Source organism: Kitasatospora sp. NPDC059646, from assembly GCF_042734615.1.
Classification (GTDB): domain Bacteria; phylum Actinomycetota; class Actinomycetes; order Streptomycetales; family Streptomycetaceae; genus Kitasatospora.
In genome coordinates, this window is sequence record NZ_JBHWDS010000014.1 from 97,387 (window position 1) to 110,190 (window position 12,804).

10 protein-coding genes are annotated in these 12,804 nt (G+C 73.5%); 6 read left to right on the forward strand and 4 right to left on the reverse strand.

Annotation, left to right across the window (positions count from 1 at the left end; genetic code table 11):
• Window positions 1–2: 2 nt before the first annotated feature.
• The 3 genes from ACFV1L_RS12725 to ACFV1L_RS12735 form a co-directional block, all read right to left on the reverse strand.
• Window positions 3–1,199: a hypothetical protein gene (locus tag ACFV1L_RS12725; protein WP_380365271.1), complete on the reverse strand. Its 1,197-nt coding sequence runs from the start codon at window positions 1,197–1,199 to the stop codon at window positions 3–5.
• 58 nt (window positions 1,200–1,257) lie between these two features.
• Window positions 1,258–1,779, reverse strand: a complete 522-nt coding sequence (locus ACFV1L_RS12730; protein ID WP_380365343.1) for a SigE family RNA polymerase sigma factor — start codon at window positions 1,777–1,779, stop codon at window positions 1,258–1,260.
• Window positions 1,780–1,999: 220 nt separating this feature from the next.
• A complete protein-coding gene (locus ACFV1L_RS12735; RefSeq protein ID WP_380365272.1) occupies window positions 2,000–2,629 on the reverse strand; it encodes a hypothetical protein in 630 nt (209 codons plus the stop codon).
• A gap of 174 nt (window positions 2,630–2,803) precedes the next feature.
• Here ACFV1L_RS12735 and ACFV1L_RS12740 point away from each other — a divergent pair, with 174 nt between their 5' ends.
• The 3 genes from ACFV1L_RS12740 to ACFV1L_RS12750 all read left to right on the forward strand — a co-directional run bounded on the left by ACFV1L_RS12740 (window position 2,804) and on the right by ACFV1L_RS12750 (window position 8,196).
• Window positions 2,804–3,364, forward strand: coding sequence for a GNAT family N-acetyltransferase (locus tag ACFV1L_RS12740; RefSeq protein WP_380365273.1), 561 nt, complete (start codon window positions 2,804–2,806; stop codon window positions 3,362–3,364).
• 254 nt (window positions 3,365–3,618) lie between these two features.
• A complete protein-coding gene (locus tag ACFV1L_RS12745; protein ID WP_380365274.1) occupies window positions 3,619–6,528 on the forward strand; it encodes a glycoside hydrolase family 48 protein in 2,910 nt (969 codons plus the stop codon).
• A 192-nt stretch (window positions 6,529–6,720) separates the two neighbouring features.
• Complete coding sequence (locus ACFV1L_RS12750) at window positions 6,721–8,196, forward strand: S8 family serine peptidase (RefSeq protein WP_380365275.1); 1,476 nt, start codon at window positions 6,721–6,723, stop codon at window positions 8,194–8,196.
• A 120-nt stretch (window positions 8,197–8,316) separates the two neighbouring features.
• Here the strand turns inward: ACFV1L_RS12750 and ACFV1L_RS12755 are convergent, their stop codons facing one another.
• A complete protein-coding gene (locus ACFV1L_RS12755; RefSeq protein ID WP_380365276.1) occupies window positions 8,317–9,219 on the reverse strand; it encodes a HipA family kinase in 903 nt (300 codons plus the stop codon).
• A gap of 117 nt (window positions 9,220–9,336) precedes the next feature.
• On the opposite strand from ACFV1L_RS12755, the gene ACFV1L_RS12760 reads away from it, so the two are divergent.
• The 3 genes from ACFV1L_RS12760 (at window position 9,337) to ACFV1L_RS12770 (ending at window position 12,797) form a co-directional block, all read left to right on the forward strand.
• Window positions 9,337–9,777, forward strand: coding sequence for an SRPBCC family protein (locus ACFV1L_RS12760; protein WP_380365277.1), 441 nt, complete (start codon window positions 9,337–9,339; stop codon window positions 9,775–9,777).
• Window positions 9,778–9,896: 119 nt separating this feature from the next.
• The gene (locus tag ACFV1L_RS12765; RefSeq protein WP_380365278.1) at window positions 9,897–11,060 is read left to right on the forward strand and encodes a glycosyltransferase; all 1,164 of its coding nucleotides are present in this window, start codon (window positions 9,897–9,899) and stop codon (window positions 11,058–11,060) included.
• 225 nt (window positions 11,061–11,285) lie between these two features.
• On the forward strand, window positions 11,286–12,797 hold the full coding sequence (locus tag ACFV1L_RS12770) for a sugar transferase (protein WP_380365279.1): 1,512 nt from the start codon (window positions 11,286–11,288) through the stop codon (window positions 12,795–12,797).
• The last annotated feature ends 7 nt before the right edge of the window (window positions 12,798–12,804 follow it).

Consider the following 12,804-nt stretch of genomic DNA (forward strand, 5'->3'; position numbering starts at 1 on the left):
ACTCAGCCGACCGCCGGCGGCACCGTCCAGCCCGGGCACAGGGCGATCGCGGTGAGCTGGTCCGGCGTCAGCAGCGGCGGCCGGCCCGCCTCGGGGCTGCCCGCACCCGCCGGGTTGAGCGCCGTCACCCGGACCCGGGTGCCGTCGAGGCGCAGCACGTCGACGATCGACTCGGTGGCGCCCTGGGCGCCCGGGACGGGGCGGCCGTCGACGCGGCGGATCCGGGTGGTGTCGTCCAGTGCGGGGGCCTCCGCGAACCAGTTCTGCGCGGCCCGGTCGGCCTTCTCCTCCTGGACCTGCAGTTCGACCGTCCGGGTGCCGTCCGTCAGGGTCGCCCGCTGGTCCGGCCCGCCGCCGGAGCTCGCCACCACCTTCAGGCCGGGCGGCAGCAGGTCGGGCCGCTGCACCCGGATGCCGGTCGCCGAGATGTTCGGGACGCCCGGCGACAGCGCCGCCTCGAAGGTACGCCAGCCCGGGTCGGCGGCCAGCGCCCGCAGCTGGGCCACCGTCAGCACCGGTTCCGGCCGGGTGGCGTCGCCCGAGGAGGTCGCCGAGTTGAACGAGGCGACGGTGACCCGCGTCCCGTTCGGCGAGTTCAGCTCCACCTCGGCGTACTTCTTCGGCTTCGGGTCCGGCGTGGTGTACTCCGTGACGGCCACCCGGGTGCCGTCCGGCTCGGCCGTCTCCTCGCACCGCACGCCCTGGATCGGGTAGCTCGCGCACGGCGTCGACCTCCCCCACCCGACGGTGTTGTAGATGTCCACGGTCAGCAGGCTCGCGCCGCGGCCGTCGTCCAGGGTCAGCGCCGCAGTCGCGGTGGCGGACGGGAACGCGGCCGCCCCGAGCGTCGATCCGGCGGAGCGCACCACCCGCAGGTCCTTCGGCAGCCGCTCCGCCACCGCCGACACCAGGTGCGCCTCCTGCGGGACCAGGCCGGCGTCGGACGGCGGCGGCGGGGCGGACACCGCCGGGCCGACGGTCTCCGTCCGCAGGACGGGCGGCAGCACGGCGGCCGACAGCCCGGTCACGGCCAGCACCGCGACGGCCGAGCCCAGCACCAGCCTGCGGCGCTGCCGGCGGCGGCCGCGGGCCGCACCGCCCATGGCGAGGCGCGGCGTGTCCGGCAGGAAGCTCTCCCCGGTCTCGTGGAAGACCCGCGCCAGACGGTCCTCGAAGTCGTGCTCGGGCAGTGCGGGCATGCGTGATCACCGTCTCCGGGTGAGAAGGGCAGGGGGGAACAGGGTGGTTGACGGCACGTCAGCGCGCGGCCAGGTCGTTCAGTTCGTCGCCGAGCAGGGACCGCAGCCGGGCCAGCGCCCGGGAGGACTGCGACCGCACCGCGCCCGGGCGGCAGCGCAGGATCTCCGCCGTCTCCTCGACGCTGAGGTCCTCCCAGTAGCGCAGCACCAGCACCGCCCGGTCCCGCGGCGCGAGCCGGGCCAGCGCCTCCAACAGCGTCATCCGCAGCGTGCTGGTGTCCTCCGGGCCCGCCCGGTCCGGCACCTCGGCGACCGGCCGCTCGCCCGAACTGCGCCGCCGGTGGTGGTCGATGAACTGCCGGTACAGGACGCCCTGGGCGTAGCCGGCCGGGTTCTCGATCGCCCGGCCGCCGAACAGCCGCCCCGGCCTTCGCCACACCAGGTACATCCGGCTCAGCGTCTCCTGCACCAGGTCCTCGGCGAGATGGGTGTCGCCGCCCGTCAGCAGGCACGCCGAACGGTAGAGCGGGCCGGACCGGTTGGCGGCGAACTCCGCGTACTCCAGATCGCCGCTGCGCACTGCTGCCACGTTCGCTGTTCTCCCCCGGCTCCGTACCTTGTCACCCTTCTGACGTACCGGGGGGCCGCGGACGTCACGGGCCGGACGCCAGAACTTTTCGCGGCACTGCCGTCGGCCGGCGCGCCCGTTCGCGACCGGGCCCGGCCACGGCCGCCCGCGCCGCGAGCACCGCCGGGCCGGCCGCCCGCCTCGGTCGAACGGCCTTGTCAACGGCGGGAGTTCAGCGGGCCGGACGCTGGCCCGCGCCCCGGCAGAACGGGCACGCGCGGCTGCCCAGGCAGTCCCCGCAGCACACCTGCCCGTCGGTCCGGCCGCCCCAGGTGACGCCGCCCATGGTCCAGCCGCGGCCCCAGCAGCGGTCGCACCAGCCCAGCCCCTCGCACTCCGGGCACAGCTCGTGGCCCGCCCGCACGTCCTCCGGCGCGAGCAGCGGCTCCGGCCGGACGAACACCTCCGGCAGGTGCAGCGCCATCGGCTCCAGGTCGGCCCGGCAGAGCGTCAGGCCGCGCACCGGGTTCAGGTGCAGCCGCAGCGTCATGCCGTCCCGCCAGGCGTGCAGCACCGTCGACCCGGACTCGGTGCGCTCCACGGTCACCTGCCAGTCGGCCAGCGCCGCCTGCGCCCGCGCCAGCAGCCCCGGGTCGTTCGGGGTGCGGTCGAACGCGACCTGCCGGTGGTACGCGAAGGTCGGCGGATTGCCGAACGCGGTGATGTCCGGATGCTCCGGGAGGTCGACCACCGGCGCCAGTCCCGGCACCAGCGTCTCCAGCAGGGCCGCGAACTCGGCGAACAGCCGCTCGCCGCGCCGCCGCAGCTCCGCCCGCGCCCCGGGTATCTCCTCGCCGGCCATCGCCCCTCGCTCCGCCGTGCCGTCAACTGGCCGGGGGCGTCCGGAAGTTGATCGACGCACGCACCGGGCCAGCCGATTGTAGGCACCGGGCCCGGCCGACCGGCAGCCCCCGCGGGCGCCGGGAACCCCGGGAACGGCCGGACGGCCGGGCGCTGCGAGTGGTACGAAGATCGGATGACGAGCTACTGGCGGGGAGAACGGGTGCGCCTGCGGGCGGTCGAGACCGGGGACGGGCCGCTGCTCGCCCTCCTGTCCGAGCAGGAGGAGCGGCTCGGCGACCTGCTCAATCCGCCGCGCTCCGCCGAGGGTTGGCAGAACCGCGCCCGCGAGCTGGCGACCGCCGACCCGTCCGCCGAGACCTGGACCCTGGTCGTCGAGTCGCGCGCGGACGGCACACCCGTCGGCTCGATCGGGGTGCACCGCGCCGACCCGCGCAACGGCTGGTTCGAGTACGGCATCACCATCGGCGCCGAACACCGCCGCCGCGGCTACGGGGTCGAGGCCGCCCGGCTGGTGATCCGGCACCAGTTCGAGGAGCGCCGCTACCAGAAGGCCACCGCCCGGGTCTTCGGCCACAACCTCCCCTCGCTGGAACTCCAGCGCCGCCTCGGCTTCACCGAGGAGGGCCGCCTGCGCCGCCACGCCTTCCTGGCCGGCCGGCCCGTCGACGTGGTGCTGCTCGCCCTGTTCGCCGAGGACTTCGCGGCCCGTCACGGGGGCCTCGCCCGGGACTGAGGGGCACGGCCCGTGCGGGCCGCGAGGGGGCGGGTCCGGTCGGCGGCCGCGGGGCCGCGGGGCCGAAACTTTCAGCTCCCACCGGGGTGGGGGAGTGGCCGGGATGGGCGCGCTCCCACGGTTTTTCTCCGAAGTGAGCTGCGGCGACGGGGAGTTGTCCCGCCACTGGCTGCGCAGTCTCTTGACACCACTGGTGCCCCTCTCGATATTTGGGAGCGCTCCCACAGCCACCCACCCCCACCCGAGGAGCCGTCATGTCTCCACCCCGCAACCGGGTCTCGGCGCTCACCGCCGCGCTCACCCTGCTCACCGCCGGCCTGTCCACCGCCGTCGTGGTGCCCGCGGCGGCCGCCGCCGTCCAGTGCTCGGTCGACTACACGGCCAACGACTGGGGCAGCGGCTTCACCGCCAACCTGGCGATCACCAACAAGGGCACCGCCGCGCTCAACGGTTGGACGCTCACCTACTCCTACGCCGGCAACCAGACGCTCTCCGGAGTCGGCTGGAGCGGTACCTGGAGCCAGTCCGGCAAGAACGTCACGGTGGTCAACGCCGACTGGAACGGGACGATCCCGGCCGGCGGCTCGGCCAGCGCGGGCGCCAACTTCTCGTACAGCGGCACCAACGCGGCCCCGACCTCGTTCGCGGTCAACGGGACCAGCTGCACGGGCGCGCACGCGGCCCCGACCACCACCCTGACCAGTCCGGCGCCGGGCGCCAACTACCAGGCGGGGGCGGTGATCCCGCTGTCCGCGACGGCGAGCGCCGCGGACGGCGCGAGCATCAGCAAGGTCGAGTTCTACGACAACACCACGCTGCTCGGCACCGCCACCGCCGCCCCGTACACCTTCAACTGGACCGGCGCGGCGAGCGGCAGCCACTCGATCTACGCCAAGGCGTACGACAGCCTCGGCGCGAGCAGCGAGTCCACCCCGGCGGGCGTCACGGTGGCGGCCGGGCCGGCCGTCACGGCGACGCCGGTGACGCTGTCGGTGAACCAGGGCAAGACCGGCAGCTTCACCGTCAAGCTGTCGAGCCAGCCGAGCGCCAACGTCACCGTCACCACCACCCGCACCTCGGGCAACACCGGACTGTCCGTCAGCTCCGGCGGGACGCTGACCTTCACGCCGAGCAACTGGTCCACCGCGCAGACCGTCACGCTGACCGCCGACGCCTCGTCCACCGGCTCGGCCACCTTCACCTCGGCCGCCACCGGGTACACCTCCTCGGCGGTCACGGTGACCGAACTGGCCGCGGCGTCCGGCGTGTACAACGACCGGTTCCTGCAGCTGTACAACAAGATCAAGGACCCGGCGAACGGCTACTTCTCGCCCGAGGGCATCCCCTACCACTCGGTGGAGACCCTGCTGGTCGAGGCTCCCGACCAGGGCCACGAGACGACCTCCGAGGCGTACTCGTACCTGCTCTGGCTGGAGGCCCAGTACGGGCGGGTGACGAAGGACTGGTCGAAGTTCAACTCGGCGTGGACGCTCATGGAGACGTACATGATCCCGGGCCACGCCGACCAGCCCACCAACTCCGCTTACAACGCGTCCAAGCCGGCCACCTACGCGCCCGAGCACCCGCTGCCGAGCGACTACCCGTCGGCGATGGACTCCTCCGTCACCCCGGGCAACGACCCGATCGCCGCGGAGCTGAAGAACGCGTACGGCACCGACGACGTCTACGGGATGCACTGGCTCCAGGACGTCGACAACGTGTACGGCTACGGCAACGCGCCGGGCAAGTGCGAGGCCGGGCCGGCCGACACCGGGCCGTCGTTCATCAACACCTACCAGCGCGGCGCGCAGGAGTCGGTGTGGGAGACCGTCCCGCAGCCGACCTGCGACAAGTTCGCCTACGGCGGCAAGAACGGCTACCTGGACCTGTTCATCAAGGACAGCTCCTACGCCAAGCAGTGGAAGTACACCGACGCCCCGGACGCCGACGCCCGCGCCATCCAGGCCGCGTACTGGGCCGACACCTGGGCCAAGGCGCAGGGCAACGGCCCGCAGGTCGCCACCACGGTGGCCAAGGCCGGCAAGATGGGCGACTACCTGCGGTACGCGTTCTTCGACAAGTACTTCAAGAAGGTCGGCAACTGCGTCGGCCCGACCGCCTGCGCGGCCGGCAACGGCAAGGACTCCGAGCACTACCTGCTGTCCTGGTACTACGCCTGGGGCGGCGCGACGGACACCTCGGCCGGCTGGGCCTGGCGGATCGGCGACAGCGCGGCGCACGGCGGCTACCAGAACCCGATGGCCGCGTACGCGCTGGTCAACGACCCGGCGATGGCCCCGAAGTCGACCACCGGCAAGAGCGACTGGACCACTTCGATGGCCCGTCAGGTCGAGTTCACCCAGTGGCTCCAGTCCAGCGAGGGCGCGATCGCGGGCGGCGCGACCAACAGCTGGAACGGCAGCTACGACACCCCGCCGGCGGGCACCCCGACCTTCTACGGGATGTTCTACGACGAGGCGCCGGTCTACCACGACCCGCCGTCCAACCAGTGGTTCGGCTTCCAGGCCTGGGGCCTGGAGCGGATGGCCGAGTACTACTACTCCAGCGGCGACGCCAAGGCCAAGGCCATCCTGGACAAGTGGGTGACCTGGGCGCTGTCCAAGACCACCTTCAACGCCGACGGCAGTTACAAGATCCCGTCCACGCTCGCCTGGAGCGGCAAGCCGGACACCTGGAACGCGAGCTCCCCGGGCGCCAACACCGGCCTGCACGTGAGCGTCGTCGACTACACCAACGACGTGGGCGTGGCCGGCTCCTACGCCAAACTGCTGTCCTACTACGCGGCCAAGTCCGGCAACACGGCGGCGAAGACCGCCGCGCAGAAGCTGCTGGACGGCATGTGGGCCAACAACCAGGACGCGCTGGGCATCTCGGTGCCGGAGACGCGCACCGACTACAGCCGCTTCAAGGACTCGGTCTCGGTGCCGAGCGGCTGGACCGGAACCATGCCCAACGGCGACCCGATCAACAGCAGTTCGACCTTCCTGTCGATCCGGTCCTGGTACCAGAACGACCCGTCGTTCGCGAAGGTGCAGAGCTACCTGAACGGCGGCTCGGCCCCGACCTTCACGTACCACCGGTTCTGGGCGCAGGCCGACATCGCCACGGCGATGGCCGCCTACGGTGAGCTGTTCGGCGGCTGATCCGCCGTCAGCCGCCCGTCCCCCCAGCGCGAGTGCCCGGTCCGACCGACAGCGGACCGGGCACTCGTCCGTTCTACGACGATTGCTTTACTACCTCTTGATTTTTGTCATATGGGCTGAATAGTCTCCCGGCCATTCGTGCGCTCTCGATCACCTCGACCGCGCCGCCGACACTCGGGAGGGTCAACCCCTATGAGAGTTCCCCGGATCCGCCGCTCCGCACTCCTCGCCGCAGGTCTCGCACTGATCACGGCCGGCGCCCTCGCCGGGCCCGCGGCCGGCGCCGCGGCCGCCGCCCCGACGGCCGCCACCGGGCAGCCGATGAACTACGTGGTGAACACCAAGGCCAACCACGGGCAGACCAAGAAGGCCGAGCGCGAGATCCAGGCGGCGGGCGGCAGCGTGGTCGCCTCCTACGAGCAGATAGGCGTGGTGATCGCCCGGTCCGACGACCCCGGCTTCGCCGCCCGGCTGCGCCAGTCCAAGGCCATCGACTCGGTCGGCGCCAGCCGCACCGCCGGCATCCAGGCCGCCGACGTCGAGGCCACCGTCGAGGAGACCGCGGTGCCCGCCGCCACCGACGGCAACGAGCCGCTCTGGGCCAACCAGTGGGACATGCGGCAGATCGGCGTCGACCGGGCCCACGCCACCACCCTCGGCAGCCGCGACGTGGTCGTCGGCGTCCTCGACTCCGGCATCGACGCCACCCACGAGGACCTGGCCGCCGCCGTCGACCCGAGCCTCTCGGCGTCCTGCCTCAGCGGCAAGGCCGACACCAGCTGGCAGTCCTGGCAGCCCACCAGCAGCACCCACGGCACGCACGTGGCCGGCACCATCGCCGCCGCGAAGAACGGCAAGGGCGTCGAGGGCGTCGCCCCCGGAGTCCGGCTGGCCGCGGTCAAGGTGGTCGACGGCGGCGGGTTCATCTACCCCGAGTACGCGATCTGCGGCTTCGTCTGGGCCGCCGAGCACCACTTCACCATCACCAACAACAGCTACTTCGTCGACCCGTGGATGTTCAACTGCGCCGGCGACCCCGACCAGGGCGCGATCAGCGAGGCCGTCCGCCGGGCCGTGGACTACTCCCGCCGGGGCGGCGTGCTCAACGTCGCCGCCGCGGGCAACGAGAACATCGACCTGGCGCACAAGACCGTCGACGTCAGCAGCCCCGACGACACCCAGCCCGGCACCCGGCCGATCGACGCGAGCTGCCTCAACCTGCCCGCCGAACTGCCCGGCGTGATCGCGGTGTCGGCGATCGGCGCGAAGGGCGACAAGTCCTACTACTCCAGCTACGGCCTGAACAAGGTCACCGTCTCCGCCCCCGGCGGCGACGCCACCGCCTTCCAGGCGCCCGACACCCCCGACCGCCGGGGCTCGGTCCTCTCCACCCTCCCCGGCAACAAGTACGGCTACATGTCGGGCACTTCGATGGCCTCGCCGCACGTGGCGGGCGTCCTCGCGCTGCTCGCCTCCACCCACCCCGGCGCGGGCCCCGAGCAGCTCCGCTCCCTCCTGGTGACGCAGGCCGACCCGCACGCCTGCCCGAGCGGCGTCTTCGACCCCGGCGGCACCGGCGCCTACAAGGCCACCTGCGAGGGCGGCACCGCCAACAACGGCTTCTACGGTGCGGGCGTCGTCTCCGCGGCGAAGGCCGTCCGCAGCTGACCTGCCGCCGGCCGGCCTCCGGTGCCCACCCGGCTCACGTCGGCCGGGCGGGCGCCGACAGCTCCGGCCGCCGACCGACGGGGCGTCAACTGCGCCGGTCCGCCTGGCCGGTGGACGGTCTCAGGCGTCCCGGTCGACGTGCCGGGACCAGTCGGACTCGACGGAGGCCAGGCCGGCGCGGTTGGGGACCTGCTTGAGCCAGGCGGGGCGGGCCGCGGTGCGGGCCGCGGCGGCCCGCTCCTCGGCGGCGCGGATCTGCTCCGGGGTGGCGAAGCCCTCCGGCAGCCAGGCGGAGGACCGCTGCACCCGGGCGGCGAGGTGTTCCACGTACGCGGCCCGGACGGCGGACGGCGAGTCGAAGCCCGGCTCGTCGGCCAGCCAGGCGTCCGGCACCAACGCGGCCACCTCGGCGAGCAGTTCGGGGGTCACCAGGGGGGCGAGCGCGGCGTCCGCGGCGGCGACGTCCGGGCCGTAGCCGCCCAGGGCGTGGCCGCTCAGGTCGTAGCGCTTGTGCACCGAGGCGTGGGCCGAGGACCAGCGGTGGTGGAAGATCAGCCCGGCGCCGTTGTCGATCAGCCAGAGCCTGCCGTGCCAGACCATCAGGTTCGGATTGTGCACGCTGCGGTCGACGTTGCCGGTCAGCGCGTCCAGCCAGACCACCCGGCCGGCCTCGGCGGGGGAGACGTCGATCATCCCGGGCTCGAAGTCGCGGGCGCCCGGCAGCAGGTCCATGCCGAGGTTGCGACCGGCGCTGGCCCGCAACAGGTCCTGGATCTCCTGGTCCGGCTCGTGCGCGGCGACCGCCGGGTCGAAGTCGACCAGCACCAGCGGCGGCACCCGCAGGCCCAGCCGCCGCGCCAGTTCTCCGACGATCACCTCGGCCACCAGCGCCTTCACGCCCTGCGCCGCACCGGTGAACTTCACCACGTACGTGCCCAGGTCGTCGGCCTCCACCACGCCGGGCACCGACCCGCCCGCCCGCAGCGGATCGACGTACCGCAGCGCCGTCACCTCTTCCAGCATCCGCCCACCCTAACGCGAGGGCGTTCCCGGTTTGGCGGGGGCAGGCCGCGGTGGTTGGCTTGGCGGCGACGTCGAGTGCAGATGCGCAGATGACCGGACCCGAGGAGAAGTGAACTGATGGGCAAGGTGCACGCCACCACCGAGCGGACGTACGGGGCCGACCCGGCCCGGGTGTACGAGGCGCTGGCCGACTACACGGTGACCCGGCCGAAGCTGCTGCCCGCGCAGTACAGCGAGTACGAGGTGCGGGCGGGCGGCACCGGCGCGGGCACCCAGGTGCACTGGAAGCTCCAGGCGACCGAGAAGCGGGTCCGGGACTGCCTGTTCACGGTGACGGCGCCGACCCCGGACACCCTGGTGGAGACCGACGCCAACTCCTCGATGGTGATCACCTGGACGGTCGCGGCGGTCGGCGAGAGCGGCAGCCGGGTCACCGTCGAGGCGACCTGGACCGGCGCGACCGGCATCGGCGGCTTCTTCGAGCGGACCTTCGCCCCCAAGGGCCTGAACCGGATCCACGACCAGGTGCTGGCCAACCTGGCGGCCGAACTCGGCTGAGCCCCAAGGCGATTCGGACACCCGTACGGCACGTCAGCCGTACGGGTGTTCTGCTTCCCCGGAAGGGTGAACCGGACCCGGGCCGACCCGGTCGTCAACTTAGGCTCCGGGCCGTGCAGATGACGATCCTTCATGTGTCCCAGCCGGTCGACGGCGGCGTGGCCCGGGTGGTGGCCGACCTGGTGCGCGGTCAGCGGGAGTCCGGCTGCCGGGTCCTGGTGGCCTGCCCGGCCGGCGGCCGGCTCGCCCGCGAGGCCGCCGCCGCCGGCGCCCGGGTGCTGGACTGGCCCGCCGAGCGCTCGCCCGGACCGGGCACCCTCCGCGAGGCCTGGCGGCTGCGCCGGATCCTGCGCCGCACCGCACCGGACGTGCTGCACCTGCACAGCGCGAAGGCCGGCCTCGCGGGCCGGCTGGCCGCCCGCGGCGGCCTGCCGACCGTCTTCCAGCCGCACGCCTGGTCGTTCGCCGCCGTCGAGGGCGCGCTGGCCGGCGCCAGCCTGCGCTGGGAGCGGTACGCCACCCGTTGGGCCCGCACCGTGCTGTGCGTCAGCGAGCGGGAGCGGGCGGACGGCGTCGCGGGCGGACTGGTCGCGCACTGGCGGGTGGTGCCCAACGGCGTCGACCTGGAGCACTGGGCGCCCGTCGACCGGGCGTCCCGGCGGGCCGCCCGGATGGCCCTGGGCCTGGAGCAGTCCGCCCCGCTGGCGGTGTGCGTGGCCCGGCTGTGCCGGCAGAAGGGCCAGGACGTGCTGCTGGACGCCTGGGCGGCGGTGCAGCGTCGGCTCCCGGCGGCCCGACTGGTGCTGGTCGGCGGCGGCCCGGACGCCGACGCGCTGGCCGCCCGGGTGCGGACGCTGCCGGACCCGTCCCGGGTGCGACTGGTCGGGGACGTGGCAGACCCGCGGCTCTGGCTGGCCGCCGCCGACCTGGCGGTGCTGCCCTCGCGCTGGGAGGGGATGGCGCTGGCGCCGCTGGAGGCGATGGCCTGCGGGCGGCCGGTGCTGCTGACCGACGTGCCGGGGGCGAGGGAGTGCGTGCCGCCGGGCGAGCTCGGCCGTTCGGTGGTGCCGGCGGAGAATCCCGGTCCGATGGCCGAACGGCTGGTCGAATTCCTGTCGGATCCGATCGAATGCGAACGGCGCGGTGTTCTGGCCCGTGCGCATGTGGCAGATCATCACGATATCCGGCAAGTAATTCCGCAGGTGGCGGCGATTTACCGGACGATTGTTCGGAGCCGGGTGGTCCCGGTGGGCCGCAGGTCCCGTGTCCAGCAGCCGTTCTGATCGTTTGTCAGGCCGTGATCGCCGACCCTGACCGGGCGGCTGTCTCTCCTGAATGTCTGATTATTGGGCGGGTGGAATGAAATGGCATGTCAGCTGCCAATGCGTGTAAGGGCGTTCGGTAATGTCTGATTCTGCCTGCTTCGTCACCATTCCTGGCACAGAGATGGCCGACCGCCTTTTCCGGCAGCAGGTGCTTACCTGGACAGCAGGGGAGTGCGTGCGCTGATGACCATTGACCACGAGAGCGTGCCGCATCCGGGGCGGGTCCTGGCGGGCCCCGGGCGCCACGGCACGCACCACGGCGCCGGACTGCTCGACCGGCCGAGGTCCCGGGCCCTGCCGCCCCGGACGTCGGCCGGAGTCGGCCGCCACCGCGGCGGCCTGCCCGCCCGGGTCGCCCTGCCGCTCGGGCTGGCCGCCGCCGACACCCTCGCGGTCGGCCTGGCCGCCGCCGCCACCGCACCGGCCGGCGCCCGCCCCGTCGCCACCGCCGCCCTGCTGCTGCCCGCCCTGCTCCCGCTCAACCTGGCCGCCGGCCTCTACCGGGCCCGGCTCAGCCTCTCCGCCCTCGACGAACTCCCCGCCCTGGCCGCCCGCGCCACCGTCGCCACCGCCTTCGCGGTCACCACCGACGCCTGCCTGACCGGCCACTGGAGCGACCTGCGCGCGATGGGCCCGATGCGGCTGCTCGCCCTGCTCGCCCTGATGCTCCCGATCGCCGCCCTCGGCCGCGCCTACGTGCACCACCGCACCCGGCTGGCCCGCCGCCGCCGGCCCAGCCCCGCGCTGATCCTCGGCGCCGGCGAACTCGGCCAGCGGATCGCCGCCGTCCTCACCGCCCGCCCCGAGTACGGCCTGCGGCCGGTCGGCTACCTCGACCCCGACCCGGTGCTGCTGCCGCCCGGCGGCCCGCTGCCGGTGTTCGGCGGCCGCGAGGTGCTCGGCCGGGTGCTGCGCCGCTACCGCGTCCACCACGTGCTGGCCACCGGCGGCACCGCCGACGACGCCGAGACGCTGGCCGCGCTGCGGCTGGCCGCCCGGCTCGGCTGCCAGGTGTGGCTGGTCCCCGGCCTGCGCGAGTTCGACGCGGTGCAGGGCGTCGGCGACCACCTGTGGGGCTTCCCCTGCATGCGGCTGCCCGCACCCGCGATGCGCCGCCGCGGCTGGATCGTCAAGCGCGGCTTCGACATCGCCGCGGCCGGCCTCGGCCTGCTGCTGATCTCCCCGGTGCTCGCCCTCTGCGCCCTGGCGGTCCGCCGGGAGACCGGCCCCGGCGTGCTGTTCCGCCAGCAGCGCACCGGCGTCGACGGCCGGGTGTTCACCCTGCTCAAGTTCCGCACCCTGCGCCCCAGCAACGAGCACGAGTCGGCGACCCGCTGGAACATCGCCCAGGACCACCGGATGGGCCCGGCCGGCCGGTTCCTCCGCAAGACCTCGCTGGACGAGCTCCCGCAGCTGTGGAACGTGGTCCGCGGCGACATGAGCCTGGTCGGCCCCCGGCCCGAACGCCCGTACTTCGTCATGCGGTTCAGCCAGGCCTACCCCGAGTACGCCGACCGGCACCGGGTCCCCGCCGGGCTCACCGGCCTGGCCCAGGTCAACGGCCTGCGCGGCGACACCTCCATCGAGGACCGGGCCCGCTTCGACAACCGCTACATCGAGGGCTGGACCCTGTGGCAGGACGCCAAGATCCTGCTGCGCACCGCGGCCCTGGTGGTCCGCCCGGACGGAAGCTGACAGCGCA

What these genes read in the sequence shown, in the direction of transcription:
- ACFV1L_RS12750 (WP_380365275.1), top strand. Translation starts at nt 6,721, where the DNA reads ATGAGAGTTCCCCGGATCCGCCGCTCCGCACTCCTCGCCGCAGGTCTC.
- ACFV1L_RS12765 (WP_380365278.1), top strand. Translation starts at nt 9,897, where the DNA reads ATGACGATCCTTCATGTGTCCCAGCCGGTCGACGGCGGCGTGGCCCGG.
- ACFV1L_RS12735 (WP_380365272.1), bottom strand. Translation starts at nt 2,629, where the DNA reads ATGGCCGGCGAGGAGATACCCGGGGCGCGGGCGGAGCTGCGGCGGCGC.
- ACFV1L_RS12760 (WP_380365277.1), top strand. Translation starts at nt 9,337, where the DNA reads ATGGGCAAGGTGCACGCCACCACCGAGCGGACGTACGGGGCCGACCCG.
- ACFV1L_RS12755 (WP_380365276.1), bottom strand. Translation starts at nt 9,219, where the DNA reads ATGCTGGAAGAGGTGACGGCGCTGCGGTACGTCGATCCGCTGCGGGCG.
- ACFV1L_RS12725 (WP_380365271.1), bottom strand. Translation starts at nt 1,199, where the DNA reads ATGCCCGCACTGCCCGAGCACGACTTCGAGGACCGTCTGGCGCGGGTC.
- ACFV1L_RS12740 (WP_380365273.1), top strand. Translation starts at nt 2,804, where the DNA reads ATGACGAGCTACTGGCGGGGAGAACGGGTGCGCCTGCGGGCGGTCGAG.
- ACFV1L_RS12770 (WP_380365279.1), top strand. Translation starts at nt 11,286, where the DNA reads ATGACCATTGACCACGAGAGCGTGCCGCATCCGGGGCGGGTCCTGGCG.
- ACFV1L_RS12745 (WP_380365274.1), top strand. Translation starts at nt 3,619, where the DNA reads ATGTCTCCACCCCGCAACCGGGTCTCGGCGCTCACCGCCGCGCTCACC.